Origin of the sequence: Agrobacterium sp. LY4 (assembly GCF_001526585.1) — a bacterium.
In the GTDB taxonomy this organism is placed as follows: Bacteria; Pseudomonadota; Alphaproteobacteria; order Rhizobiales; family Rhizobiaceae; genus Agrobacterium; species Agrobacterium leguminum.
In genome coordinates this window covers 137,330-164,195 of sequence record NZ_ASYA01000043.1, presented here as the reverse complement: position 1 = coordinate 164,195, position 26,866 = coordinate 137,330, and the positions used below count along the sequence as shown (strand labels likewise).

Annotated in this window: 23 protein-coding genes and 1 pseudogene; 6 read left to right on the top strand and 18 right to left on the bottom strand. The window is 61.1% G+C overall.

Annotation, left to right across the window (positions count from 1 at the left end; all coding sequences use genetic code 11):
• Positions 1–11: 11 nt before the first annotated feature.
• The 4 genes and pseudogenes from L904_RS22750 to L904_RS22735 all read right to left on the bottom strand — a co-directional run bounded on the left by L904_RS22750 (position 12) and on the right by L904_RS22735 (position 4,472).
• Positions 12–958, bottom strand: a pseudogene (locus L904_RS22750) (ABC transporter permease).
• A complete protein-coding gene (locus tag L904_RS22745) occupies positions 955–1,896 on the bottom strand; it encodes an ABC transporter permease (protein WP_035263606.1) in 942 nt (313 codons plus the stop codon). The pseudogene L904_RS22750 and the gene L904_RS22745 overlap by 4 nt, the downstream one beginning before the upstream one ends.
• Positions 1,893–3,356 carry an ATP-binding cassette domain-containing protein gene (locus L904_RS22740; protein WP_035263608.1) on the bottom strand — a complete coding sequence of 488 codons (1,464 nt, stop codon included), beginning with the start codon at positions 3,354–3,356 and terminating at the stop codon, positions 1,893–1,895. The genes L904_RS22745 and L904_RS22740 overlap by 4 nt, the downstream gene beginning before the upstream one ends.
• Positions 3,357–3,455: 99 nt before the next feature.
• On the bottom strand, positions 3,456–4,472 hold the full coding sequence (locus L904_RS22735) for an ABC transporter substrate-binding protein (protein WP_035263610.1): 1,017 nt from the start codon (positions 4,470–4,472) through the stop codon (positions 3,456–3,458).
• A 304-nt stretch (positions 4,473–4,776) separates the two neighbouring features.
• Here L904_RS22735 and L904_RS22730 point away from each other — a divergent pair, with 304 nt between their 5' ends.
• Positions 4,777–6,012: a sensor histidine kinase gene (locus L904_RS22730; RefSeq protein WP_035263612.1), complete on the top strand. Its 1,236-nt coding sequence runs from the start codon at positions 4,777–4,779 to the stop codon at positions 6,010–6,012.
• Between the two features lies 1 nt (position 6,013).
• A complete protein-coding gene (locus L904_RS22725) occupies positions 6,014–6,736 on the top strand; it encodes a response regulator transcription factor (RefSeq protein WP_003522116.1) in 723 nt (240 codons plus the stop codon).
• 3 nt (positions 6,737–6,739) lie between these two features.
• On the opposite strand, the gene L904_RS22720 is transcribed toward L904_RS22725, so the two are convergent.
• Together L904_RS22720 and L904_RS22715 are read right to left on the bottom strand one after the other, a co-directional pair.
• The gene (locus tag L904_RS22720; RefSeq protein ID WP_035263614.1) at positions 6,740–7,756 is read right to left on the bottom strand and encodes a DNA topoisomerase IB; all 1,017 of its coding nucleotides are present in this window, start codon (positions 7,754–7,756) and stop codon (positions 6,740–6,742) included.
• A 104-nt stretch (positions 7,757–7,860) separates the two neighbouring features.
• Positions 7,861–9,087 carry a PQQ-dependent sugar dehydrogenase gene (locus L904_RS22715; protein WP_035263615.1) on the bottom strand — a complete coding sequence of 409 codons (1,227 nt, stop codon included), beginning with the start codon at positions 9,085–9,087 and terminating at the stop codon, positions 7,861–7,863.
• Between the two features lie 185 nt (positions 9,088–9,272).
• Between L904_RS22715 and L904_RS22710 the strand changes: the two genes are divergently transcribed.
• On the top strand, positions 9,273–9,458 hold the full coding sequence (locus L904_RS22710; RefSeq protein ID WP_003508485.1) for a hypothetical protein: 186 nt from the start codon (positions 9,273–9,275) through the stop codon (positions 9,456–9,458).
• On the opposite strand, the gene L904_RS22705 is transcribed toward L904_RS22710, so the two are convergent.
• The 3 genes from L904_RS22705 to L904_RS22695 form a co-directional block, all read right to left on the bottom strand.
• Positions 9,459–10,085 (bottom strand): class I SAM-dependent methyltransferase, encoded by a 627-nt coding sequence (locus L904_RS22705; protein WP_003522119.1) that lies wholly within the window; start codon positions 10,083–10,085, stop codon positions 9,459–9,461.
• Between the two features lie 8 nt (positions 10,086–10,093).
• Positions 10,094–10,762 (bottom strand): pseudouridine synthase, encoded by a 669-nt coding sequence (locus tag L904_RS22700; protein ID WP_035263617.1) that lies wholly within the window; start codon positions 10,760–10,762, stop codon positions 10,094–10,096.
• 140 nt (positions 10,763–10,902) lie between these two features.
• Positions 10,903–11,490: a YigZ family protein gene (locus tag L904_RS22695; RefSeq protein ID WP_035263619.1), complete on the bottom strand. Its 588-nt coding sequence runs from the start codon at positions 11,488–11,490 to the stop codon at positions 10,903–10,905.
• A gap of 53 nt (positions 11,491–11,543) precedes the next feature.
• On the opposite strand from L904_RS22695, the gene L904_RS22690 reads away from it, so the two are divergent.
• Complete coding sequence (locus L904_RS22690) at positions 11,544–12,788, top strand: TIGR03862 family flavoprotein (RefSeq protein ID WP_051671904.1); 1,245 nt, start codon at positions 11,544–11,546, stop codon at positions 12,786–12,788.
• On the opposite strand, the gene L904_RS22685 is transcribed toward L904_RS22690, so the two are convergent.
• The 3 genes from L904_RS22685 to L904_RS22675 form a co-directional block, all read right to left on the bottom strand.
• Positions 12,780–13,841 (bottom strand): glycine betaine/L-proline ABC transporter ATP-binding protein, encoded by a 1,062-nt coding sequence (locus L904_RS22685; RefSeq protein ID WP_035263621.1) that lies wholly within the window; start codon positions 13,839–13,841, stop codon positions 12,780–12,782. The genes L904_RS22690 and L904_RS22685 overlap by 9 nt on opposite strands.
• A complete protein-coding gene (locus L904_RS22680; protein ID WP_035263623.1) occupies positions 13,834–14,721 on the bottom strand; it encodes a proline/glycine betaine ABC transporter permease in 888 nt (295 codons plus the stop codon). The genes L904_RS22685 and L904_RS22680 overlap by 8 nt, the downstream gene beginning before the upstream one ends.
• Positions 14,722–14,941: 220 nt before the next feature.
• Positions 14,942–15,940 (bottom strand): ABC transporter substrate-binding protein, encoded by a 999-nt coding sequence (locus tag L904_RS22675; protein ID WP_035263625.1) that lies wholly within the window; start codon positions 15,938–15,940, stop codon positions 14,942–14,944.
• On the opposite strand from L904_RS22675, the gene L904_RS27935 reads away from it, so the two are divergent.
• Both L904_RS27935 and L904_RS22670 read left to right on the top strand, forming a co-directional pair.
• The gene (locus L904_RS27935; RefSeq protein WP_155272883.1) at positions 15,918–16,205 is read left to right on the top strand and encodes a hypothetical protein; all 288 of its coding nucleotides are present in this window, start codon (positions 15,918–15,920) and stop codon (positions 16,203–16,205) included. The genes L904_RS22675 and L904_RS27935 overlap by 23 nt on opposite strands.
• Positions 16,206–16,306: 101 nt before the next feature.
• Complete coding sequence (locus L904_RS22670) at positions 16,307–19,282, top strand: PAS domain-containing protein (RefSeq protein ID WP_035263627.1); 2,976 nt, start codon at positions 16,307–16,309, stop codon at positions 19,280–19,282.
• Between the two features lie 16 nt (positions 19,283–19,298).
• Here the strand turns inward: L904_RS22670 and L904_RS22665 are convergent, their stop codons facing one another.
• From L904_RS22665 to L904_RS22640, 6 genes are all read right to left on the bottom strand, one after another.
• Complete coding sequence (locus L904_RS22665; protein ID WP_035263629.1) at positions 19,299–20,243, bottom strand: glyoxylate/hydroxypyruvate reductase A; 945 nt, start codon at positions 20,241–20,243, stop codon at positions 19,299–19,301.
• Positions 20,244–20,489: 246 nt separating this feature from the next.
• Entirely contained in the window at positions 20,490–22,838 is a 2,349-nt protein-coding gene (locus L904_RS22660; RefSeq protein ID WP_035263631.1) for a polysaccharide biosynthesis tyrosine autokinase, read from the bottom strand.
• Positions 22,839–22,946: 108 nt separating this feature from the next.
• Positions 22,947–23,852 carry a UTP--glucose-1-phosphate uridylyltransferase gene (locus tag L904_RS22655; protein WP_035263633.1) on the bottom strand — a complete coding sequence of 302 codons (906 nt, stop codon included), beginning with the start codon at positions 23,850–23,852 and terminating at the stop codon, positions 22,947–22,949.
• Between the two features lie 66 nt (positions 23,853–23,918).
• Positions 23,919–24,914, bottom strand: a complete 996-nt coding sequence (locus L904_RS22650; protein ID WP_035263635.1) for a glycosyltransferase family 2 protein — start codon at positions 24,912–24,914, stop codon at positions 23,919–23,921.
• On the bottom strand, positions 24,914–25,858 hold the full coding sequence (locus tag L904_RS22645) for a glycosyltransferase family 2 protein (RefSeq protein ID WP_059762673.1): 945 nt from the start codon (positions 25,856–25,858) through the stop codon (positions 24,914–24,916). The genes L904_RS22650 and L904_RS22645 overlap by 1 nt, the downstream gene beginning before the upstream one ends.
• Positions 25,855–26,853, bottom strand: a complete 999-nt coding sequence (locus tag L904_RS22640; protein ID WP_035260301.1) for a glycosyltransferase family 2 protein — start codon at positions 26,851–26,853, stop codon at positions 25,855–25,857. Before L904_RS22640 ends, L904_RS22645 begins: the two co-directional genes overlap by 4 nt.
• Between the last annotated feature and the right edge of the window lie 13 nt (positions 26,854–26,866).

The window sequence follows — 26,866 nt, the reverse complement described above, 5'->3', positions numbered from 1 at the left end:
TCGTTATGGGTTCAGCGCGTGGCTTTGGGGCCGCTTGCCAGAAGAATGACGGAGATGATGATGAGGCCGGTGAGAATGAGGCGGATGCCGGCGCCGAAACCATAGGTATTCAGCATCGATACCACCAGGAACATGAAGAGCGAAGCGCCCCAGATGCCGGGAACATTGGAATCGCCGCCCGCCACCGCCGTTCCGCCGATGACGACAACGGCGATGGACATCAGCAGATATTCTGAGCCCATGTTGAGCGCAGCACCTCCAGAGAAGCTGGCGAGCAGATAACCGGCAATCGCCGCCAGCACCGCGCAGAGCACATAGGTGACGAAACGTGCACCGTCCACCGGAATGCCGGTCATGCGGGCGGCGAAGGTGCTCTGGCCGATGGCGGAAATCCAGCGTCGTAAAACGAGCGGTCGAGCAGCAGCCAGGCGATGACGGACAGCAGCAGGGCCACGAGGGCGACGTTCGGAATGCCGAAGAAACTTGACGTGGTGAATGTGGCCAATGTTTCCGGCGGCTTGATGCGCAGGCCGCGGTTCGACCAGATGGCGATGGACTGCACGATGAAGCTCATGGAGAGCGTCGCAATGATTGGCGGGATGCGCAGGAGCTTGATCAGCGCATAATTGCCGATGCCGATGGCGATGCCGATCAGAATGGCGATCAGCAGTCCGGGCAGGATAAGTCCATCGGACACATCCATGAATTTGAGCGCCAGCGTGCCTGACAGCGTCATCGTGGCGGGAACGCAGAGGTCGATATTGCCCGGCCCGAGCGTGATGACGAACATCTGGCCGATGCCGACGATGACCGAAAAGGCCGCGAAGGTGAGTGCGGCATGCGACAGGCCGAAGGAACTTGCGCCGCCGGTGAAGAGCACGGTGACGATCCAGACCGCAATAGTTGCGGCAAAGGACCAGATCCATGGTTTTCTGGTGAGGGAAGAGAGCCCGTTCATTGGTTTTTCTCCCGCTTTTCAAGACGGTTGAGCAGAATGCGCAGCGCCAGCACGATGATGAGGATCGCCCCCTGCGCGCCGATCTGCCAGTCCGGCGAAATGCGCATGAAGGAGAGGAACGAACCGGCGAGCGTCAGCGTCAGCGCGCCGATGACGGCGCCGATGGGCGATACCCTTCCGCCGACGAATTCACCGCCGCCGAGGATGACACCGGCAATCGAGAGCAGCGTGTAACGCAGCGCGATATTGGCGTCGGCCGATGTCGTTAGCCCGACAAGGGCGATACCGGACAGCACCGCGAAGAAACCGGCCAGCGCAAAGGTAGCGGCGCGAATGCCGACGACCGACCAGCCGGAGCGTTCGACCGAGCGGAAATTGCCGCCGACGCCACGCATCAGTACGCCGAAGGAAGAGCGCATGACGATGTAATGGGCGACCACCGCGATCAGGATGCTGGCGACGATGGCGATCGGCACGAGCGGTGGCTTCGCCGTCATAAGCGCCCGGATGAAGGCGGGGGCCTGGCCGCCGGGCGAGGGAAGAATGAGGACGGCGAGGCCGCCCCAGACGAAGCTCATGCCGAGCGTGACGACGATGGAGGGCAGGGCGCGGATATGGATGATGGCGCCCAGCAATGCATAGACCGCAATCGCACCGGCAAAAATCGCAATACCGAGGATCGGCGTGGTTTGCAGGAAAGTGGCGGTCACACAGGCGCAGAAACTGACGAAGGTGCCCATCGACAGATCGAGATCGTTGACCGACATGATCAGCATCTGCGCAATGGTGGCGAGCGCAATCGGCACGGCCAGATTGAACAGCAGGTTCATGCCGGTATAGCTCATGGCGCGCGGCTGCATGTAGAAGACGGCGGCGAGCAGGAAGGCGAGCGAGGCGGCGGGAATGATGAGGCGGAGCGCGTTTGCCGAGAGTTTCATGCGTGGTCTTCTCCGGCAAAGGAGGCCGCCAGCACATTCTGCTCGGTAATATCGTCGCCGACGAGTTCCGCCTGGATGGCGCCGTCGCGGAACACATAGACCCGGTCGCAGAGACGGATTTCGTCCATTTCGGTGGAGTACCAGATGAAGGTGCGGCCGTGGGAGGCTTCGGTTCTCAAGATGTCATAGACCTCCTGTTTGGTGCCGATATCGACGCCGCGCATCGGGTCGTCCATCAAGACGGTGCTGGCGGTGGTGGCAAGCGCGCGGGCGAAAAGCACCTTCTGCTGGTTGCCGCCGGAAAGCGAAAGGATCTTGTTGCCCATGTCGGGCGTGCGGATTTCAATGCGCTTTTTCCATTGCGCCCCAAGCTCGGTTTCCTTGGCTCTGTCCACCATGCCTGCGGCTGAAATATCCCTGAGCGAGGCGATGGACAGGTTTTTGAGGATGCTCCACAGCGGAAAAGTGCCGTTCAGGCTGCGGTCGCCCGCCACGAAGGCGAGATCGGTCTTGCGCGCGGGCAGCCAGCTATTGTTGCGGGCAAGGTAAAGATCGAGAAGCGCTTCGGTCTGGCCATGGCCGCCGAGACCGGCAAGGCCAACGATCTCGCCGCGAAAGGCTTCGAACGCAAGGCCTTCGCCCCGGCGTGCCGGCATGGAAAGCACCTTCTCGCCCGCCTTGCGGCTTTCACCCCGTCGTCTGTCCTGTTCCTTGACGACGCTGCCCATGGCCTCAACCAGCGAGCGGGTGGTGAAGTCGGCGGCCTTCCGGTCGGCAACCACCCGGCCATCCTTCATCACCACGATACGGGTGGCCGTCGAAAGAATTTCGCCGAGAATATGCGAGATCAGCAGAACCGAGCCGCCCTCACGCACGAAACGGCGAACGTAATCCATCAGCTGCTCGGCGAGACCGGCATCGAGCGAGGACGTTGGCTCATCGAGGATCACCAGTCTCGGTGCGCGCGGTATGCGGCAGAAATTGATGGCGATTTCCACCATCTGGCGTTCGGCGATGGAAAGTTCAGCGATGGTCAGTTCGCAATCGATGCCGTGGCCGGGGAAAATTTCATCCAGTGTCTGGCCGATCGTCGTCAGCGCACGGCCGCGCCAGTTTCGCCCACCCGTGGCGGCATGCATGATGCGGACATTTTCGCTGATCGTCAGGTTCGGGCAGAGCGACAGTTCCTGAAACACGCAGCGAACGCCGTTCGCGCGCGCGGCGGCAATGCCGTGGCGGTTTTCGTTGCCGCCATAGGAAATGGAACCCTCATGCGGCGTCAGCCCGCCATTGATGACGTTGACGATGGTGGATTTTCCCGCGCCGTTATGGCCGACGAGCCCGAGGCATTCCCCCGTGCGGATGACGAGATCGGCCCCATCCAGCGCCCTTACCGCGCCGAACACGACCTTCACGCCGCGCGCAGCGACGACCTCTTCCGCCTCGATGATGTCATTCATGAGCAAATACGCCAGTGATGTGAAAATCGGATAATATGGTGGCTATTGCGGCGCCCGTTCCGGGAGCGCCGCAATAGTCAGGCTCTGGGCCGATCCGGCCTATTTGGCCGATGCGATGGCCTTCTGGGCGTCTTCCTGCGAATATTCCACATTCGCCACGCCGCCCTTCTGGGTCGTCTTCAGGTTTTCCTCGAGATTGGCCTGGTCGATGCGCAGGAAGGGCACGGTCAGGTCCTTCTTCACATCCTTGCCGTCGAGGATTTGCTGCGCCACCCAGAAAGCGAGCGTCGAGACGCCGGGGGCGATGGAGACGGACATGGTCTCGTAACCGCTTGCGTCCTTCTGCTGTTTCCACCATTGCAGCTCGTCTTCACGGTTGCCCATGACGATGGTGGGTGTCGGGCGCTTGGCGGCGGCGAAAGCCTGTGCCGCGCCGTAACCGTCGCCGCCCTGCGTCACGACAGCCGCGACTTCGGGAAGGCTCGGCAGGATGCCGGCGACGGCGCGCTGCGCCACATCCTGCGCCCAGTCGCCGTTGACGGAACCGACGATCTTGAACTGCGGGTTCTTGGCGACGCCGGCGGCGATGCCGGCGTGGATTTCATCATCCACCGAAACGCCCGCGAGGCCACGGATTTCGAGCAGGTTGCCGCCCTTTGGCATGGCCTTGGCGAGATAATCGATCTGGCTTTCGCCCATCGCCTTGAAATCGACCGCGATGCGCCATGCGCAGGGCTCGGTGACGATGCCGTCGAAGGATACGACGGTGATGCCGGCATCGCAGGCTTCCTTTACCGCGCCGTTAAGGGCGGTGGGCGAAGCGGCATTGATGACGATGGCGTCGTAACCCTGAAGAATGAGGTTCTGGATCTGCGCGGCCTGTTCGGTCGCCTGATTTTCGGCTGTGGTGAAGGCGTCAGCGGCGGCGACCTGCTTGTCGGCAACCGCCTGCTTGGTGATCTTGTCCCAGCTCGTCAGCATCGCCTGACGCCAGGAATTGCCGGCATAATTGTTTGAAAGCGCGATTTTTTTGGCCGACGTATCGGCATGAGCGGTGATCGGCAAAGCTGCGCATACGACAGCGGCCGATGCCAGAAGCATCTTCCTGAAAGCCATTTGATTTCCTCCCTCGTGGCTTGCCCTTTTCGAGCCCGGAATTCTCGCACGCCGCAAATCTCCTCGGCGGCAGGTGGAATTCCTTTGCACTGGAGCTCCTTTCCCCAGTAGAAGCGAGAATGACCAAGAAGATTTGGCTTGTATAGGCGGATCGCGGCAATCTTCCTGCGGGTTTCCGCAGAAAGCATGCGGGAACCCGCAGGACGAAACGCCACTGCCGGGCGCAGAATGAATGATGCGGCGCCCAAGGGATTGAATCTTCGCCGCGATGGTCGAAGGCAGGCGCTTGGGAGGGCGTCCGCACATGCTGGATACGCCGAAAAGCGCTCTTTTTCATCATTATATGGGCATTTCGCGGCTGCTTGCCGGGCAGCTCGAATTTAATGCCATCATCCAGGCGGTCGCCACCGAGATCAGCCATATCATCCCGCATGACCATATGGATGTCTGCATCAAGCAGCTGGATGACAAATATCACATTGCCTATGAGAGCGGTCTCGTCAGCGCCTGGAGCCGGCAGCCGCCCGCCCTTCTGACCGGTAGTCCGATCCGGACACTGCTGTCAGGCGAGGTCGAATACCTCTTGAGCGGCGATGCCTGTTCCGATCCGCGCTTTCATTTCGAAGGGTCGTTTTCAAGCCCGATCATCGAGCTTAATCTGCATAGCCGGCTGCATGTGCCGATGAAGGTGCATGGCGATATCATCGGCGCGCTGAGTTGCTCCTCCCACCGGTCGGACGCCTATACGATGGAGGATGTGGCGAATGCCCGCGCGGTCGCGGATTTGCTGGCGCCCTATTTCTACGCCATCCGCGCCGCCGAGCAGGCCAAACGCTCCGCCATCGAGGAGGCGCGCGCCAATGCCCGCGAGGAGGGCCTGCGGCTGGGTGCCCTGCAATTGACCGAGGCGCTTGAGGCCGAGCGGCAGCGTATCGGCATGGATCTGCACGACCAGACGCTCGCGGATTTGACGCGGCTGGCGCGGCGCATCGAGCGCATGAGCCATACCCCTGACCTGTCGGGCGAGATGCTGGAGCCGGTGGTGCGCAGCCTGCAGCATTGCATGCAGGATTTGCGCGAGATCATCGAGGAGGCGAAACCCTCGATCCTGCAATTGTTCGGCGTCGTTGAGGCCATCGAGACCTATGTGGACCGCTCCGTGCGCGACAGCGGGTCTGCAATCGACTGGTCGGTGACGGATGAGACGGACGGGCTGGTGGAAAGGCTGGACAAGACGGTGGCCATCTCGCTGTTCCGCATCGTGCAGGAGGCGGTCAATAACGCCATTCGCCATGCCCAGCCCGAAGCGATTGCCGTGAAACTGACCGCAATCGACGGCGGCTTGCGGGTGACGGTCAGCGACGACGGCAGCGGCGGCGGCGAAGGCGAGGCCTCCGGCGGCCTCGGCATCGGCAATATGAAGACGCGGGCGCGGCTGATTTCGGCGAAATTCGATATCGGCGGCAATGGCACGGGAGCAGGAACCCGCATCACCGTCACCTTGCCGGCAGGCGCTTTCGACCGGCGGGAGGAGTTGTGACATGGATGTGCTGATCGTCGAGGACGATGCGCTGCACCGCGCCTATCTGAACGAGGCGGTAAGAGCCGCGCTGCCGGAATGCGACAAGGTGCTGGAAGCGGCAAACGGCAGAACCGGCGAAAAGCTCGCGCGCGAAAATCGCGCCGCCCATATCGTCATGGATTTGCAGATGAACGAGCGCAACGGCATCGAGGCGGCACGCACCATCTGGAAGGAAAGGCCCGATACCCGCATCCTGTTCTGGTCCAACTATTCCGACGAGGCCTATGTGCGCGGTGTTTCCCGCATCGTGCCGGAAGGGGCCGCCTATGGCTACGTGCTGAAATCCGCCTCCGATGACCGCCTGCGGCTGGCGCTGCGCAGCATCTTCATCGAGGCGCAATGCGTGATCGACCGGGAAGTGCGCGGCCTGCAGGAAAAGAGCCTCGGCAAAGCCCATGGCTTTACCGATTCCGAATATGAAATCCTTGTCGATGTCGCGCTCGGCCTTACCGACAAGGCGATTGCCCGCCGCCGCAACCTGTCGCTGCGCAGCGTACAGAACCGGCTGCAAAGTCTCTATGAGAAGCTGAATGTGCATCAGGCCGCCGGCGATGACGAGGCGGAAGGCCGATATAATCTCAGAACCCGCGCCGTTACCGTCGCTTTCCTGCGCAAGCTGTTGAATTACAGCGCGCTGGAAAGGGCCGAGCGGGAACTGGCGGAATGGGCGGGCAGCCGCTGATCTTCAGGGCAGGAAGGCAAGCAGCCGTCTTTCATCCGCCCTGAGGCCGGAGACGGGCTTTGCCCCGACTTTCAAGATGCGGCCAAGCTTTTTCTGCGCTTTCTCTTCCGTCGCGATATCGAGGACGGCCGGGTGCACATAGCTCTTGCGGCAGATGGCGGGCGTGTTGGAAAGCTCCGCCGCCGCTGCCTCGCACATGCCCTTCATACTCGGCTTGTCGCCCGCCGCCACATGTTCCATCGCGTTGCAGAAGGCGGCGAGCGTTCCGCCCCAGGTGCGGAAGGTCTTGGCGGAAATGCCTTGCCCGCCGATGCGGGAGAGGTAAGCGTTGAGATCGCTGGAATCGACGGAATGCACGCGGTTTTCGCTATCCTGCCAGACGAAGAGTTCCTTGCCGGGCAGATCGGCGATCTCCTCGAGGATTTTCTGCAGGCGCGGGTGGCGCAATTGCCGTTTCACCTTCTGCCCGCCCTTGGCGGCAAATCGCAACTCGATGGTTTCACCGAAGGAGACGTGCCGCTTGAGCAATGTCGTTGCGCCATAGGTGCCGTTGGTTTCGAGATAGGAGCGGTTGCCGACGCGCAGATAGGCGGCATCGAGCAGCAGTGTGAGCGCCGCGAGCGTCATTTGCTGCCCATGATCCTGTTTTTCTATATCGGCGATGGCGCGGCGGCGAATGGCGGGCAGCGCCCTGCCGAAGCTTTTGAGTTGGAAGAATTTCGTCTCGCCGCGGAGCGCATGCCAGTCGGGATGATAACGATACTGTTTTCGCCCGCGGGCATCGAAACCCGTAGCCTGCAGATGGCCGGCGGGGTCGATGCAGATCCACACATCCTTATAGGCGGGCGGCACGCCGAGCGCTTTGATGCGCTTCAGTTCGACGCTGTCGGACAGAAGCTCGCCGCCCGGAAGGCGGTAACAGAAACCGCGTCCGCGTTTCTCGCGAGCAATACCCGGCTCCTGATCGTTGACATAGGCAAGTCCGATTTTGGCAAGAAGGCGGGTGGGCGGCTGTGGCATGGTTTTTTCCGGCAGGTTTCACGCTGCGGCAAACGAAAAACAGGCCGCCTTCGTTCCGGCGGCCTGTCGTTCCAGTCGTGAGTTTTCTCAGCCGGTCTTTTTAATCAGCCGGCCTTGGCGATCCGCAGTATCTGCGATTCACCGCCGCCGCGCTCTTCGGTCACGGCATAGATCGCGCCATCCGGACCGACCTTCACGTCGCGAATGCGCGCTTCCAGCGGCAGCCGGCTTTCGGTGGCAACCCTGTCGCCATCGATATGCAGGATGACGAGACCCTGGCTTACCAGACCGCCGACGATGAAAGCGCCCTTCCATTCGGGAATCTGGTCGCCGTCATAATAGGCCATGCCGGAGGGGCCGATGACCGGATCCCAATAATAAACCGGCTGTTCCATGCCTTCCTTTGCGGTAACACCTTCGCCGACCGACCTTCCGCTATATTCGACGCCATAGGTGATGACCGGCCAGCCGTAGTTCAGGCCGGCTTTTGGCATGTTCAGCTCATCGCCGCCGCGCGGGCCGTGTTCCACGGTCCAGAGCCTGCCTTCTCCGTCCAGCGCTGCCGCCTGCAGGTTGCGGTGGCCATAGCTCCAGATTTCGGGGAGGGCGTTCTGTCGGCTGGCGAAAGGATTGCCTTCAAAGGCCTTGCCCTGCGCATCGATGCGGAAGACCTTGCCAAGCCCGCTCGACAGGTCTTGCGCCTGCACGCGCGGCTTTGAGTCGGAACGCTCGCCGACGGTGACGTAAAGCTCGTTGTTCGGTCCGAAGACGAGGCGGGAGCCGAAATGCTTGTCGCCGTCATAGGTCGGCATCTGGCGGAAAATCACCGAGACATTGTCCAGCTTTGCCGCGCCGCCTTCCTCGGTCAGTTTCGCCGAGGCTACCGACGTGCCGTTGCCGCCATCGCGCGGTTCGGAGAAGGAGAAGAAGATGGTGCGCGACGTTTCGAAATCGGGAGCCAGCGCGATGTCGAGAAGGCCGCCCTGTCCGTCGGATGCCACCTCCGGCACGCCCGCGATCGCCGGGCCGGCCTTGCCGTCGGCGACGATATGGATGGCGCCTTCCTTGGCTGCGACGATCATGCGGCCATCGGGCAGAAACTCCATCGACCACAGATGCGGCAGGCCGTCCGCGATAACGGTTTTTTCGACGCTTGGCTGGGTGGCGGCCTGCGGCGCGCGGGTCTGGCCCTCAAAAGCCGGTTTCTGATCCGGCGCATTCGGCCGTTTCGTTTCGGCGGCCGGGGCCTGGGCCTGTGCAACGCCGGCAAGCGGCATGGCGAGCAGCGCACACAGGATCGTCGAACTCAGAAATCGGTTGTTATGGAACATGGGTCTCCCTTCCATCGTTTACGTCAGGCAGAGAACCATTTGGGGAGGATTTCGTTTCCTGCGATAGTTTCAAGAAAACTTGATCACGCCGTGTGCAGGCTGCACGCCCTTTTCTCATCCATGCGAATTCATAAGGAACCGCCGGCCTGCGGTCACGTTTTCCCTTTGGTTACACGGAGGGCGCCATGCAGATCATCGACAACAAGACCATAGACGGGAACAGAACCAAGCCGATCCTCAACGTCGCGGAATTCTGCCGGCGTTACCGGCTGGACAAGGCCGAGGAAACGCGGCTCAGAAAGCTGTTCGGCGAGTTCGCTTCGCGGCACGAGCTTTTGATGAATGCGCAGCGCAAGCCGAGCTTCCGCTGATCACTCCTCCGGGTCGAGAGATTTTCCGAATATCATGAAGACGTCATAACGGGTGTTCTTGCCCATTATCTGATGCGAAGGCTTGCGAATGCCCGGCATCGGCTCGGCGCGCAGGGGCCATTTCAGAACCACCCGCTTCGTCGCATTCTCCAACGCAGCCTCCATCAGCTCCACCTGATCCGGGTCGGAGCCAACCAGTTCCCTCAGCACCCGCATCTCCTTTTTCACCAGCGCCGTGTTATGGCGCGGCGGATGCATGGGGTCGACAATCACCACCTCCGGTGAAAGCTCTTTCAGCAACTGGCGTGAATCTCCGTGAAGCAGCGTCATGCGCGCCGCCGCCTCGGCATAGGCGCCGCCCGCCTCCAATGCGCGGCGAATGCCGTCCGCAAGATGGGCATGCATTCCCGGCGAGCGTTCGATCAGCGTTACTTCTGCTCCCAGTGAAGCCAGCAGAAAAGCGTCGCGCCCGAGGCCTGCGGTCGCATCCACGATTTTTGGCGTGCGGCCCTTCGTGAAACCCGCGGCTTTCGGCAGAGCCTGTCCGCGCCCCTCGCCGGAACGGAAACGGTGTCCGACTGCACCGCCGACAAAATCCACCACGAAGCTTTCGTCTTTTTCTTTCATCGCAGGCCTCAGAACGGGCAGGGTACGGTATAGGTGACGTCCCGGCCATCGGGATGGCGGAACCCGACCTCCTGCGCATGCAGCATCAGGCGCGGCGCGGCGGCAAGCGCTTCGCCTTCGGCATAAAATTCATCGCCGAGGATCGGATGGCCAAGCGCCTTCATATGCACCCGCAATTGGTGGGTGCGGCCGGTGAGGGGGGTCAGCGCCAGCCGCGTTGCCGGAAGCGGCAATCGCTCCAGCACCCGCCAGAGGCTCTGCGCCGGCTTGCCGTTCTCGCGGTCGACGCGGTGGCGGGGCTTGTTTTCGGGATCGATGGCGAGCGGCAGGTCCACTTCTCCCGCTTCTCCGGCAACCTCTCCCCAGACAATCGCGACATAGGATTTGCGCGTCTGGCGGTTTTCAAACTGCGACGCAATCGTCGCATGCGCCTTGCGGTTCAGGGACATCAGCACGATGCCTGACGTGTCCTTGTCCAGACGGTTGATCATCAGCGCTTTCGGAAACTGTTTCTGCACCCGCGTCATCAGGCTGTCCGAAAGCGCCGGATCGCGCCCCGGCACCGATAAAAGCCCGCTTGGCTTGTCGAGCACCAGCAGATCGTCGTCCCGGTGCACGATGGTGAGCCAGGGGTCGAGTGGCGGATGATAGACGGGATTGGAAAGCTCGGATGACATGTCGCTTCCTTAGCACGAATTGCGCATTCGGACAGGCGCTAGAGCATTTCCAGGAAAAGTGGACCCCGGTTTTCCGTCCGGAAATGCGCCAAAACAAAGAGTTAGAGTGTTTTCGCGCTTCGAAGAAAAGCGAAAAAACTCTAGTCGGGAATGTGGAGATTGACGCGACCGCTGGTCAGGTCGCTTAAAAGCCGGGTGAGCCGTTCGGCTTCCTCCGCCGGAACCGAAAGCAGCATATCCGCGCCGCTGCCGGTGAAATCTTCCTTTTCCACCCGCAGGTTCTGTGTGGCGGAAAGGCGCGATTTCACCAGCGCCAGATCGGAAAAGGGGCAGCTCAAAGTCGCGCTGACATAAGCGATGACCGGCGAGGTTTCTCCAAGCCGGAGACACGCTGCCGCCGTGCCGCCATAGGCGCGCATCAGCCCGCCGCTGCCGAGCAGGATGCCGCCGAACCAGCGGATGACGAGAACGGCGACATTGTCCAGCGCCTGACCGTCTATCGCCTGAAGGATTGGTTTTCCCGCCGTGCCGGAAGGTTCGCCGTCATCGCTGAAACGATAGGTCTGACCCGTTCGCCAGGCCCAGCAATTGTGGTTCGCGTCGACGTCAGAATGCGCCGCCAGAAAGTTTTTCGCATCCTCTTCGCCCGTCACCGGCGCGGCAAAGGCGATGAAGCGGCTTTTCTTGATATCCTGCGAAAAGGTGACGGGTCTGTCGAGCGTGAACATGGGCGTTTCAATATCGCATATATTCGCATGCGGAAATCGGTATAAGGCTCGGAATGGCGAAGATAGCGATGGAGAGGGTTTTGGCAAAGGCGAGGCAGGTCGCGATTATCGGCGGCGGACCGGCTGGTCTGATGGCGGCCGAGATGCTTTCGGCCACAGGCCATGCCGTGACGGTGTTCGAGGCGATGCCGACCGTGGCGCGCAAATTGCTGATGGCCGGAAAATCCGGCCTCAACATCACCCATGCCGAAGATTACGACAGCTTCCGTCACCGGTTCGGCGATGCGGAACCGAGGCTGCGCGCCGCTCTCGATGATTTTACGCCGGATATGCTGCGCGACTGGGCGCAGAGGCTGGGGCAGGAAACTTTCGTCGGCACTTCGGGCCGGGTGTTTCCCTCCGTCATGAAAGCCTCGCCGTTGTTGCGGGCATGGCTCGCCCGGCTGGAGGCGCAGGGGGTGACCATCAGGACGCGGCATCGCTGGACGGGTTTTTCCGGTGAGCACCTGGTTTTCGCGACACCGGAGGGCGAGATCGCCATCAAGGCCGATGCCGTTCTTCTGGCGCTCGGTGGCGCAAGCTGGCCGCGTCTCGGCTCCGATGCCGCATGGGTTCCGGCGCTGGCGGAGAAAGGCGTGGTGCTTTCCCCGTTCCGCCCCGCCAATTGCGGTTTCGACGTTGACTGGAGCGATATCTTCGGCGCGCGTTTTGCGGGTGAAGCGGTGAAATCCACCATCACCATTTCGCCGGCCGGAGCCTTTCAGGGCGAATTCGTGATCACGAAGCATGGTATTGAAGGCAGCGTGATCTATGCTCATTCCGCCGCGCTGCGCGACCGGCTGGAAGAGGTGGGCAAAGTGTCGCTTGCAATCGATCTTGCGCCGGGACGTACGGTGGAACGCCTCAGCCGCGATCTGGCGAAACTCGGGCGGAAGGAGAGTTTTGCAAACCGCATGCGCAAGGCGGCCGGCTTATCGGCGGTGAAGGTCGGGCTTCTTCGGGAAATCTTTCCCGACATCGCGGCCATGCCGGACGAGTTCGTCGCCGCGAGAATAAAACATGCGGAGATACCGCTTTTGCGGACGAGACCGATTGCCGAGGCAATTTCGTCGGCCGGCGGTATCGCGTGGAGCGGCCTTGATGAAAACTACATGCTGGAAAAGCTCCCCGGCATATTTGCTGCCGGGGAAATGCTGGATTGGGAAGCGCCGACCGGCGGTTATCTCTTGACCGCCTGTTTCGCCACCGGCAGGGCCGCCGCAAAGGGCATGGCCGCGTGGCTTGAAAGCTCAGCCTGACAAGCGTTCAGCCGCGCCTGCTTCCTCACCATGTGCGGTCCTGACGAGGCAGCGCATGATGGCATCGGTGGTGACGGCGCCAAGCGGTTTGCCGTTTTCTCCGACGACTGTGGCGCTGCTGACATTTTCCCGGACGAGCGCACGCAGGCCCTCTTCAACCGTCATATCCGCATCGAGCTGAAGCCGCGACTGGCCGGAAAATTCCGGCTGGACGATGGCGCCGAGGCGAATGACCCTGCCGCGATTGACCTCCTCCACGAAGGCTTCGATATAGCTGTCGGCCGGCGACATGACGATTTCGGCCGCCGTGCCCTGCTGGATGATCTCGCCGTCGCGCAGAATGGCGATCTTGTCGCCCAGCCGCAGCGCTTCATCGAGATCGTGGGTGATGAAGACCACGGTTTTTTTCAGTTCTTTCTGCAGTTCCAGCAGCACCGTCTGCATGTCGACGCGAATGAGCGGATCGAGCGCCGAATAGGCTTCGTCCATCAACAGGATTTCGGCATTGTTGGTGAGCGCCCGCGCCAGACCCACACGCTGCTGCATGCCGCCGGAAAGCTGGTTCGGATAATGGCTGGAGAAGCCTTCCAGCCCCACGCGCCTGATCCAGACTTCCGCCCTTTCCTCCCGCTCGCGCTTGTCGACACCCTGCACTTCGAGACCGTAGACGACATTCTGCAGCACGTTGCGGTGGGGCAGCAGGCCGAATTTCTGGAACACCATCGCCGTCTTGTGGCGGCGAAACTCCAGCAAATCCGCTTCGTTGAGGCGGCACACGTCCGTGCCGCCATAGAGGATTTCGCCGGCGGTCGGGTCGATCAGCCGGTTGACGTGGCGGATCAGTGTCGATTTGCCGGAACCGGAAAGGCCCATGATGACGGTGATCTGCCCGCCCGGCATGGTGATGTTGATATCCCGCAGGCCGAGCACATGACCATGTTTGGCATTGAGATCCGCCTTGGACATGCCGGCCTTGACGGGTTCGACATAGTCGGCCGCTTTGGAGCCGAAAATCTTGTAGAGGCTGCGAATTTCGATCGATTGACTAGCCATGCGCCACTTCCCGGTGTTTTTGCAGGCGAAGGCCATAGGCCTGGCTGATGCGGTCGAAGATGATGGCGATGCCGACGATGGCAAGCCCGTTGAACACGCCGAGCGTGAAATACTGGTTGGCGATGGCCTTCAGCACCGGCTGACCGAGGCCCTGCACGCCAATCATGGAAGCGATGACGACCATGGCGAGCGCCATCATGATGGTCTGGTTGATGCCGGCCATGATGGTGGGCAGTGCGAGCGGCAGCTGCACCTTGAAAAGCTTCTGGCGCTTCGAAGAGCCGAAGGCATCGGCAGCCTCCAGCACGTCGCGGTCGACCATGCGAATGCCGAGATTGGTAAGCCGGATCATCGGCGGAATGGCGTAGATGACGACGGCGATGACGCCGGGCACGCGGCCGATGCCGAGCAGCATGACGACGGGAATGAGATAGACGAAACTCGGCATCGTCTGCATCACGTCGAGAACGGGATTGACCACGCTCTGCAGGCGGTTGGAGCGCGCCATGGCGATGCCGATGGGCAGGCCGACGACGATGGACAGCACGGCGCAGACGAAGATCATCGAGACCGTCTTCATCGTGTCTTCCCACATGCCGAACCAGCCGATGGCGAAGAGAATGCCGCAACAGAGCGAAACAATGGTGGCGCTGCGGCTGCCGAACCAGGCAAGCGCGCCGACAATAAGAATAACGACCGGCCAGGGTGCGCCGATCAAAAGCCTTTCCGCCCAGATGAGGAAGCTCTGAAGGGGAGTAAACAACCCCTCGATTGCGCCGCCATAGGTTCGGGTGAAAGCCCGGAACCCCTCGTCGATGACTTTTTTCAGCGCGCGCAGAGCATCGTCATTCATGGTCGGAAATTTGAAAAGCCATTCCATATCCTGTTCTCCATGACGAACCGGAGGCGGGGATCGATATCCTCCGCACTCCGGGAGTAAAATCGTCAGAGCGCCGCGCATCCGTCAGGACGCAGGGCGGAACGCTCTGTTGAACCGGCGCATCGTCACCGGAAAGCCGGGAGGCATTCCAGGGCCGATGCGGGCGCGGCGTCGCCGCTGGCGGACGCCGTTTGCCGGGCAGATATGCAGGGACCGGCTTTTAAAGGGCGGCCTTGACCTTTTCCGCGACGTCAGGAGATACCCAGCCCGTCCACAGCGCTTCGTTTTCCTTCAGGAAGTGCTTGGCGCCGTCTTCACCGGTCGCCTGGTTGTCCGTCATCCAGGCAATCAGCTTGTTGACGGTGTCGTTGGTCCAGGCGCGCTTGTTCAGATAGTCCATGGCCGGGCCGGCACGATCGGCGAAGGTCTTGCTCACCAGCGTCTGCACGTCATCCACCTGCCATGCGTTCGGCTTCGGGTCCGCGCAGTCGGCGACGGATGTGCAGCGCTTCCATTCAGCCGCATCGTAGTCGGCGCCGAAGCCGAGCTTCACCATCTCATATTTGCCGAGCAGCGAGGTGGGCGCCCAATAATAACCGACCCAAGGCTGCTTGGCTTCGTAAGCCTTGGCGATGGAGCCGTCGAGACCTGCCGCGGAGCCGGTGTCGACGAGGGTGAAGCCGGCCTTTTCACCGCCGAAAGCCTTGAAAAGCTGCGCGGTGACGACAGTGCCGCCCCAGCCCTGCGGGCCGTTGAACACGGCGCCCTTAGACTTGTCTTCGGGCGAGGGGAAGAGTTCGGGATGTTTGAAGAGGTCCGGAATGGTCTTGAGATCGGGATTGGCGTCGGCGACATATTTCGGAATCCACCAGCCCTGGACCGCGCCATCCGAGAGGATCTTGGCGGCCGCGACGACCTTGCCGCCTTCCAGCCCCTGCTTGACGATTTCCGGCTGCAGGCTGACCCATGCCTCAGGCGCGATATCCGGCTGGCCTTTTTCGGCCATGGAGGTCAAAGTCGGCACGGTGTCGCCGGTGACGATTTCGGCGGAGCATCCGTAGCCCTTTTCGAGAATGAGCTTGTCCAGATTGGCGGCGACTTCGGCGGATTGCCAGTTCATGCTGGCGATCGTCACGTTTCCACAGTCGGCGGCATAGGCCGCGCCGCCTGAAAAGGCGAAGCCGGCGGAAAGAATTGTGGCACCCAAAAGTATTTTCATTGTTGTTCCCTCTGGTCGCGGTGTGGCGAAGACCCGGGCGCTGACGGCACCGCGACCGCCAGCGCCCGTATTGAGGCTTAATAATTCCTTTGTGGCCGTTCCGTTTGCGGCAGATTCTGGCGTATTGAGGATGGCAATTATCAATCAATTATCCGGTCTGGCGGATGTGATCTCCAGATCTGCGGTGTCGGGATACCGAATTCGCGTCACGGTTCCGGCAGTGCGTCCGGATACTTCGCGCGAATGGAACTTTTTCGAAATTTAAAAAAAAGGCCGGGAACAATAAAGGGAAGTTTTTGTTTTCTTGGACTTTTATCCCGTGCTGTATTACGGGAGACTTTCTCTCGATTTTTGTGGTGATGTTGAATGACCAATCTTCGTGCTGCCCCGGTATGGCCGATCGGTGGCGGTGAAACGGGTGAGCTTGTGCGCCGCTTCGACTGGTCGAAGACATCGCTCGGTCCTATTTGCGACTGGCCGCAAAATCTGAGGCAGAAAGCCAATTCCGTCGTCAATTCCCCCATTCCGCAGGTGCTGATGTGGGGCAGGGATCATGTGATGATCTATAATGACGGCTATGCGGAGATCGCCGGCAATTATCACCCGCAGGCGCTGGGCGGAACCGTGCCCGGCATCTGGCCGGAAATATGGGACTGGAACAGCCGCATTCTCGAAGCCGGTTTTCGCGGTGAGGTCATGGCCTATCGCGACCAGCCGATGACGCTGATGCGGCATGGCCTGCCGGAAGAGGTGATCTTCGATCTGTTCTACACGCCGATCTATAACGAGGGCGGCACGGTAGACGGCGTTTTATGCACCGTGCTTGAAAATACCGACAAGGTGAAGGCCGTGGAGGCGCTGGAACAGAGCCGCAAGGAACTGAGCCGGCTTACCAATGCCCTGCCCATTCTGGTTGGGTATGTCGACCGTGATTACGTTTATAAATTCGCCAATGACGGCTATCTGGAATGGTTCGGTCGCCGCGCCGAGGAGGTGATCGGCCGCAGCGTTCCCGAAATCGTCGGCGAGGCGTTTTTCGAGGCCCGCAGGACCTATCTCGACCGTGCACTCAGCGGCGAGAAGATCGTCTCGGATACCATGATCAGCAGACCGGACGGCAGCACGCGCGCCGCCGAAATCCGCTATGTTCCGCGTTACATTGCCGATGGCTCCATCGACGGCATCTATGTGCTGATCATCGATATCGAGGAGCGGAAACGCTCGGAGCGGGAAATCCTCATCAGCAACAATCGTTTCCGTGCTGCGGTGGATGCCGTGCACGGCGTGCTGTGGACCAACAGCGCCGAAGGAATGATGCTGGGCGAGCAACCCGCCTGGAGCGCTTTGACGGGCCAGACTCCGGAAGACTATCAGGGTTTTGGCTGGGCGGATGCGGTTCATCCCGAGGACAGGCAGGGGTCTGTCGACAGCTGGAACAAAGCGGTCGCGGAAAAGTCGACCTATATCTGGGAACATCGGGTGCGCCGCCATGACGGCGTCTACCGCACTTTCGCGATCCGTGGCGTGCCGATTTTCGACAAGGCCGGCGCCATTGCCGAATGGGTCGGCGTCCATACGGATGTCACCGAACAGCGGCGGGCCGAAAACACCCTCAAGGAACATGCGAGCAATCTCGAGCGCGAAATTCGTCACCGCATCCGGGCGGAAGAGCAGCTTCGGCAATTGAACGAGAGCCTCGAGGCGCGTGTCGAGGCGGAAATGGCCGAGCGCCGCCAGACCGAAAAGGCGCTACAGCAGGCGCAGAAAATGGAATCCATCGGCCAGCTCACCGGCGGCGTGGCGCATGATTTCAACAATCTGCTACAGGTGATCGCCGGCAATCTGCAATTGCTGTCAAAGGATGTGATCGGCAATGAACGTGCGGAGCGGCGGCTGGAAAACGCGCTTGCCGGCGTTCATCGCGGCGCAAAGCTGGCCAGCCAGCTTCTGGCCTTCGGCCGCCGCCAGGCGCTGGAGCCGCGCGTCATCAACATCGCCCGTTTCGTAACCGGCATGGACGATCTGCTTCGCCGCTCGCTCGGCGAGGCGATCGAGGTGGAGGTCATCACCTCGGGCGGTCTCTGGAACACCTATGCCGACCCCAACCAGGTGGAAAACGCTCTTCTCAATCTGGCCATCAATGCGCGCGACGCCATGGAAGGGCAGGGCAAGCTGACCATCGAGGTCGGAAATGCGGTTCTCGACCGCGATTATGCCCGCAAGCACTCGGAAGTTTCGGCGGGGCAATATGTGATGCTCGCAGTCACCGATACGGGTTCGGGCATGTCGCCGGAAATTCTCGAAAAAGTCTTCGAGCCGTTCTTCTCGACAAAACCGGAAGGCAAGGGCACCGGTCTTGGGCTTTCGATGGTCTATGGTTTTGCGAAACAGTCCAGCGGCCACGTCAACATCTATAGCGAGGTGGGGCAGGGCACGACGGTAAAGATGTATCTGCCGCGCTCCGCCGCCGATGAGGACAGGGAAGTGGTGATGCCGACCGGCCCCGTGGAGGGCGGCACGGAAACCATTCTTGTGGTGGAAGATGACGAGGAAGTGCGCAACACCGTCGTCGAGACCTTGAGCGATCTCGGCTACCGCGTGCTGACCGCCCGCGATGCGCAGGCCGGTTTGACGGTGGTGGAAAGCGGCATTCCGATCGATGTCATCTTCACCGACGTGGTGATGCCCGGACCGTTGAAAAGCCGGGAAATGGCGCGCCGCGCGCAGGAGCGGCTGCCCAATCTCGCCGTTCTCTTCACCTCGGGTTACACCGAAAACTCCATCGTGCATGGCGGCAAGCTGGATGCCGGGGTGGAACTGCTTTCCAAACCCTATACGCGCGAAGCGCTGGCGCGGCGCATTCGCCATGTGATCGCCAACCGCAAACAGGTGTCGCTGTCGAGAGCGCGGCCGACATCGGCGCCGGGTTCTTCGAAACCTTCCGAACCGGTCAGGGCGGTCGAAAATCAAAACCGGTCCATACGCGTTCTTCTGGTCGAGGATGACGAGTTGATCCGGATGAATTCGACGGAGATGCTCTCGGAGAGCGGCTTTGCCGTCGTCGAGGCCGGAAATGCGGCGCAGGCGCTGAGGGCTATCGAAGCGGATCAGATCGACGTTCTTGTCACCGACATCGGCCTGCCTGACATGAAGGGCGGCGAACTGGCGGTGGAGGCCCTGCGCCGCAAGCCGGGGCTTGCCATTGTGTTTGCGACGGGAGACAGCCATTTGCCGGAAGGAGCGCCGGCAAGCGCGGTTCTCCTGACCAAGCCCTATGACGAACAGCAGATCGTCTCCGCCGTTGAACAGGCCCATACGGGCAAGTCGGTGGCGGCCGAATAGGCCGCCTTCCCGCCGTTCAGTAGCCGCGGACCATGTCGACCGTCTCCGGCAGCCCGCCCGTTTCCCGCCATGTGCTAACATTGCCGGCGACGATCCGGGCAGAACTTTCCCGGCTTGTCGGCGCGGAAATATGCGGCAGGACCGTAACTTTGGGGTGTTGCCAAAAGGCGGAAGCGGTGGGCAACGGCTCCTGCTCGAAGACATCGAGAACAGCGTGCGAAAGTCCGCCGGAATCAAGCGCCGCAATCAGGTCATCGGCGACGATGACGGCGCCGCGGGCGAAATTGATGAGTGCCGCGCCCGGTTTCATTGCGGCGAGACGGGTGAAATCAAGAAGACCGCGCGTCGCATCGGTAAGCGGCACGAGGCAGACGAGAATGTCGCTCTTTTCCAGCAATGCCTGCAGCCCGTCATCGCCGGTCAACGTTTCCAGGCCCTCTATCGCCTTGGCTGAACGGCTCCAGCCAGCGACGTTGAACCCGGCATGGATGAGGCGCTCCGCCGCAGCCGTGCCGAGCGCTCCGAGGCCGAGGAGACCGATGGTCATCTCGCTGGGGTGGCGGTAGTCCAGCTCCTGCCAGAGCGCCTTTTGCTGATTTTCGCGATAGGCGGGCATGTCGCGCTGCAGGTAATAGGTCCATGCCAGCACGGCTTCGGCCATGACGCGGGAAAGCTCCGGGTCTTTCAGCCGAACGATGGGGGGAGCCTTGTCGCCCAGTTCCAGCACCAGCCGCTCGACACCCGCCCACAGGCTGTGGATCCATTTGAGGCCCGGAAGTGCCGCGATATCGGCCGGATCGGGATTGGCGACGATGGCGAAATCCACCGCCTGTCGCTGTTCGTCCGTCAATTCGGCAAAGGAAAGGATGTCCTCCTGCGGCATGGCGGCGCGCAGCGCCTGTTTCCAGACGGCTTCCGTTTCCGCATTCATCCGTGAAACAAAGGCGATGGGTGATGGCATGGGACTGATCCTGCTTGCGATTTTAGCTTCACGCCATCAATGCGCAATTTCGGCGGGCAATACTATGGGTGGAATGGGGGAATTTGTGATTCTTCCGTCATGCCGGACTAGATCAAGCATCCAGCCGCCGCGCGTCTGCGCGGCGCCAAGACTTCTTTTCAGCCCAAGGACTTGGGCTGGCTGGACCCCGGCTCGGGGGCCGGGGTGACGGAGTGTGGATGCAACCGGCCTGTTAAATCTCCACCATTACGCATCTTCCTTTACCGGCGGCTTCGCATCGCCGTAATAGGCCGAGAATTTCTCGTGATAATGCTCCGAACCGCCGGGACCGGCATAACGCTGCAATTCCGTCATGTCGGTCTTGTTCAGCACGATGCCGAGCGTCTTGTTGGCGATCTGCGGTTCGTTGGCCATCAGGTTCTGCACCATCTGGATCGGCGTCTTGCCCCATTCGGTGACGAAGACGAAACCGTCCACCTGCGGCGCAAAGGCCTTGGCGTCGATGACGGGAACCACGGGCGCCAGGTCGACGATGATGTAATCGCAGGCCTCGCGAGCGGAGTCGATGAATTTGCGCATGCCGGAGGAGGAGAGCAGCTCGCTCGAATGGGCGAACTGGTTGCTGGTCGAAACCGGCAGGATGCCCATTTTCGTGCGCGTATCGACCTTTACCGCCTGCGTCCACGGAACTTCATCGAGCACGACTTCCACCAGACCGGCGGATTGCCGTGTCGTCAACATGCGGCTGAGGCCGGGATTGCGGATATCCGCATCCACCACCAGCGTGCGCTTGCCGGTAGAGGCGATCAGCCCGGCGAGATTGAGCGCCACGACCGACTTGCCTTCGTTGGGCAGGCAGGAAATCACGCCGATGACCCGGCACTGGCGTTCCTGAATGACGACGTCCGCCGTCAGCTTCACGTTGCGCAGCGTTTCCGCAAAGCTGGAACGCGGGCTGTCGACGGCAAGGCGCAGCATTTTCTGGAACGAGACCTGCCCGCTTTCGTCAAGCGTCGCATTCTCGCCGCCGGGGGTGGCGGCGCTGTTGCCCGCCTTGGCGTTTTCCACGCCCCTTTCACCGATGAAGGGCAGGTAACCGAGAAAACGCATGCGCAGATTGTCACGCACATCATTGCCGGTATGGAAGAAGCGATCCCGGAATTCGAGAAGCGCTGCGATACCGCCACCGAGCATCAGGCCGAGAACGACCGAAAGCGCCATGGTCATGGTCTTTTTCGGGCTGGAAGGCGATGTCGGCAGGCCCGCTTCGGAAATGATGCGTGCTTTGGCGATGGGCAGCGACTGTTTCTGCGAAGCCTCCTCGAAGCGTCCGAGATAGGACTGGTAGAGGGTGCGTAGCGCCGTTGCCCGCTGCTCGAGTTCGCGCAGCTGCACCATGGTGATGTTGGCCTGCGAATTGCGGCCGGCAACACCTTCGATATTGTCGCGCAGGGACTGCACGCGGGAATTGGCGACGTCGTATTCGTTCTTCAGACTGCCGGTCAGCTGTTGTAGTTCCTGATAGATCTGCCGCGAAACCTCTTTCTTCTCGGCATCCAGCGCGATCGCCTGCGGGTGATCAGCGCCGAATTGCTGGACGATGCCCTGCTGTCGGTCGGAAATGGTGATGTAGCGTTTGCGCAGATCCTGAATGACCGAATTATCGGTGTCGCGGGCCGAAACCACGGCATTGTCGACAGCCGCGTCCGGTCCCCGGTCGATGATCGATTTATATTGGCTATAGCGGGCAGAGGCGGTCGCGGCATCGGCCTGAGCGGCGATCAGCTGGCCGTTCAGGTCGGCAAGCTGGCCTTCGGACATCAGCTCGCCGCGCGAAGAGACGATGTTGTTGTCCGACTTGAATTTCTGCACCGCCAGTTCAGCTGCCTGGGCGCGCTGGTTCAGGTCCGTCATGCGTTCCTGCAGCCATACCGAAGCGCGCTCGCTGGCGTCGAAATTGGCGTTCAGCTGTTCGGTGAGATAGGCCTGCGCATAGGTCTTGGCGATCTGCGCGGCCAGCTGACGGTCGGTCGAGCGGGTGGAGATGGCGATGACCGAGCTGCGGCCGACACGTTCCACCGTCAGCGACTGCTGCAGAACGGCGGCGGCCTTTTCTCTGCGTCCGGCGCGGATTGCGGCTTCGGAGACCGGCGGATCGCCCGGCAGGACGAGATCGAGAATGCCGCGCACGGAGGATTTGACGAGTTCGACCGGCGACATCGGCGGATTGACGATGGTGTCGTTCTCATCGAGCCTGGCCTTGTCGACCACCGTCAGCGCCATTTCCTTGGATTTCAAAATTTCCACGGCGCTGGCGATGCGGTTGTCGACGATCTGCGCGGCGGGCACCGGCGATTCCTCTTCCGCATAACGGGAAAGGCTTTCATCCAGGAGCACCTGCGTCATCGCGGTGTAAACGGGGGTCGCAAGCACCAGATAAAGGCCGGCCAGAACCACGGCGGCGATGACCGAAGCGGCAATGACATTGGCGCGACGCACCACGGCGGCCCACAGGCGGTCGAGGTCGATGAACGTGTCGGAATCCTTGCCGGACTCCGGAAAACCGATATTGGATTTAAAGGTCTTGTGGTGCATGGACCTACCTTGTGAATTAAAATGGTACGCGGGAAGCCAAACAAATGCTCGCCTTCCCGCCTCCCGTTATTGGTGCGCCGGCCGCCTCCCCCGGCGGCGCGATTAAAGTCAGGCCGCCTGGACGCGGCTTTCGTGGTTCGCCACCAGTTCCTTCACCGAAGCGAGAACCTGGGCTTCCATGTCGGCGCGCATCAGCGAGAAGGCGACGTTAGCGGCAATGAAGCCCTGCTTGCTGCCGCAGTCGAAGGTGCGGCCGCTATATTTCTGCGCATGGAAAGACTGCTTTTCGGCAAGCCGCTTCATACCGTCGGTCAGCTGGATTTCATTGCCCGCGCCGCGCTCCTGCTTGGCCAGAATATCGAAGATTTCCGGCTGCAGGATGTAACGGCCATTCAGGTAATAATTCGAAGGCGCCCTCGAAGGTTCCGGCTTTTCGACCATTTCGGTGACGGCGAAGCCGTGATTGACCTTCTGGCCGACGCCGACGACGCCATAGGACGAGACTTCTTCCGGCAGGCATTCCTCGACGCCGAGAATATTGCCGCCGACTTCATCGTAAAGCTCCATCAGCCCAGCGATGCAGCCGCGTGCGCCATAGGAAACCATATCAGGCAGAAGCAGGGCGAAAGGCTCCTTGCCCACCAGTTCGCGCGCGCACCAGACGGCGTGGCCGAGACCGAGCGGCACCTGCTGGCGCGTATAGCTGACAGTGCCGGCAACCGGCAGCATCTTTTCCAGCTGCAGCACCTGCACGGTCTTGCCGGAGCGGGTGAGCGTGTTGATGAGTTCCGGCGCGCTGTCGAAATAGTCCTCGATGGCGGTCTTGTTGCGGCTCGTCACGAAAATAATGTGCTCGATGCCGGCCTGCATGGCCTCGTCAACGGCATATTGCACGACCGGACGATCCACGATCGTCAGCATTTCTTTCGGCATTGCCTTGGTGGCGGGCAAAAACCGTGTGCCGTTGCCAGCTACGGGAATGACGGCTTTTCTGACAGTTTTGTTCAGGTCCATCGCGTTCTCCTTCATCAAGGTTTGATCTGTCCCCAGTCCCGCGCAGATTTCGTCCACGCGTCAATTTCACGAAATCTGTCTTTTCACCCCTGTATTCGCCGCGGGCGCAAACATGGCGTCCCGCAGCCTCCTCAGCCGCACCGCTATCGGCATTCTTAAGTGCCCCAGCACGGCAGGATCCCTTATCGTGGTCTTCAAGGCGCCGAGTACCGAGCGGCTCTTGATGTTTTCCACCAATGTCAAAAAATTATGCGCCAGCCGCAGGCTGCGGGCTCTCGCCTGCTGCGCATCCATGGCGGCGGGCAGCAAAGTGTAATGGCTCAGGAACTCCTGATCCGCCCGCATCATCGCTTCGACGTGATGAAGTTCGAGCACGCGCGAAATCGAGCCTTCGCGGATATTGTAGACATAACCCGGCTTCGGTTCGATGACGCAGAGACCGCCGGCGGCGAGCGCCGAGGCGAGCAGGATATAATCCTCGCCGATGCGGATATCCTCGCGGAAGCGCAGTCCCTCGACATTGAGAAAATCGCGCCGGAACATCGGTTTCATGTAGCCGAAATTGAAGGTGGCGCGGAAAAGAATGTTGGAGGAAATGAAGTCCTCGAGCGTGAGAACCGGCCGTTCCTCCAGAAATTCTTCCGGAAACATCGTCTCCATGGGCCTGCCGTCGGTATAGACGACATCGAGATTATCGACCGCAATCGCCGCATTGGCGGCTTCCGCCCGGCACATCATGCAGGCGGAACGCTCGGGGCGGATGACATCGTCGGAATCGAGCACGGCGATCCAGCGTCCGGTCGCGGTTTCGATACCGGCATTGCGCGCACCGCCCGGACCGAGATTTTCGGCAAGAGCAAGCAGGCGGACGCGTGGGTCGATGATGGCGATACCTTCCACGAGCGCAATGGTGTCATCGGCGGAGCGGTCGTCGACGACGATCACTTCCAACGTCACACCCTGCTGGTCGAGTGCGCTTTGAATGGCGGCTTCAATCGTATCGGCGGCATTATAGGCGGCGATGACGAAGCTGATATCGGGCGGTGCTGTGAGGTTTTCCATCAGGTCGCCTCCACCGCGCCATACTGGCGGATTTCACGCACGCCGAAGGCGCCACTCATCGAGCCCATATGCAGTGCGCCACGCAGCGCATAACGGTTGCGGCGCACGGCGTTGAAACCGTTCAAGGCGGCGAAGACGGCGCAATAAAGCACTTTCGATCCCGCTTTCAGCACCTGCACCACGCGGCGTATACCGGGTTTCCTGTCCGCCAGCACGCGACCATGGGTTTGGCCGGAGCGGAAGCGGCGTTTGGCAAGCCACATGAAGCTTGCGCGATTTTCAGGCACCGGTTCGGACAGCATGGCATCTTCCGCAAAAACGATGCGGCCGCCGGCGGCGTGAAGATGCGAGAAGAAATGCGTGTCTTCGCCGCCGCTCTGGCCGAGCGCCAGCGCGAAGCGCCGGCCCTTCACCGATGGCGCATCCATCTTGAGCAATGTGTTGCAGGTATAGCCGGTGATGATCTCGCCATTGACCCAGACCGGAACGGTCGAGTGGAAATCGCCGCGTTTCATCCAGCCCGGCGCATTGTCCCGGTAAACCGCCGTTACCGGGCCGAGAACGGTTTCCGCACCGGTCTCGTCGGCCTTTTCCAGAAGGGCGGAGAGCCAATGCGGCGGGGCGGTCTCGTCATCATCGATGAAGGCCAGATAATCCGCCTTGCATTCCGACAGGCAGGCATTGCGGGCAATCGAAATATTCGATTTCGGGCAATGGACATAGGTGATCTCGAAGGGGGCGGTTTCGCGCAGGCGATCGACGCTCGCCCTGGCGCTTGGCTCCTCGTCATTATCGGCAACAATCAGCCGAACTTTCACGCCTTCCGGCACCTCCAGCTCGAAGAGTGACAGAAGTGTGGCGATAAGTGCGGGGCGCCTGTAGGTGCAGATGCCGATATCGACGGTTTTCGAATCATCTGAGCGGGTGACGGTGTTGTCGGTCATGAGACAGCCTTTCTTCCCCGGAATTTCAGGAGTTCCAGCCAGAAGCCGGTGGACCAGGCCAGATGCATCACCATTGCCGAAAAGGCGGCGAGCGGGCCGTATGGGTTTTTCTGACCTATTGCCATCCACAAGCCATACCCCACACATGCGGCGATCCAGAGGCCGAGCGGAATAAGTGCCGCCCAATGCACAAGCGACAGCAGCGCTAGGATGAAAACCGGCAGCACGGCGAGCGGGATCATCTGCCGGATTTTCGGGATCGAGCGATGTTTCAGGAGGTTCTTCGCCCGGCCGCGGCCATAGGCGAGATATTGCCTGAACAGCGGCATGACGCTCGCGCGCGGATAATAGGTCATGCGGGTCTTGTCGGTCATCCAGATGCGGAAACCGGATTTGCGCAGCCGGAAATCCAGCTCGGCATCCTCATTGTGGCTGAAGCTCTCATCATAACCGCCGACCGCGTCGAAAGCGGCGATCCGCATCAGCGCGTGGTGGCCATGGTCGATCCAGTGGCCTTTCGCGCCTTCGCGGTGCTTCGAGCCGCCATTGCCGAGCTTGGAATTCTGGGCGATGGCCGTCGCCTTCTGAAACAGGCCGTGGCCGACCGTATCCATGGCGACGACGACGGAATCTGCGCCGGTGCGCTCTGCATCCTCGATCAGCCGCTGGCAATAATCATCCGGGTAATCGCCATGGGCGTCGATGCGGATGAGGTAATCGAAATCCTCGCCGAAGGTGGCGACGGCAAGGTTGATGCCGGCGCTCTGGATGCGCTTCGGATTGGCGAGAAGCGTCACGCGGTCATCCGCCGCCGCAAAGGCGGTAACGATATCGCGGGTTCCATCCGTGCTGCCGCCATCGGCAACCACGATGCGGAAAAGACGCCCCTGCATCGCGCCGGTGAATTTGACAAGCAGCCCCTCGATCGTCTTCGCCTCATTGAGGCAGGGAATGACGATCAGCGTTCTGATGCCGGAATGACCAAGACCTTCCATGATTTGCCCCCTA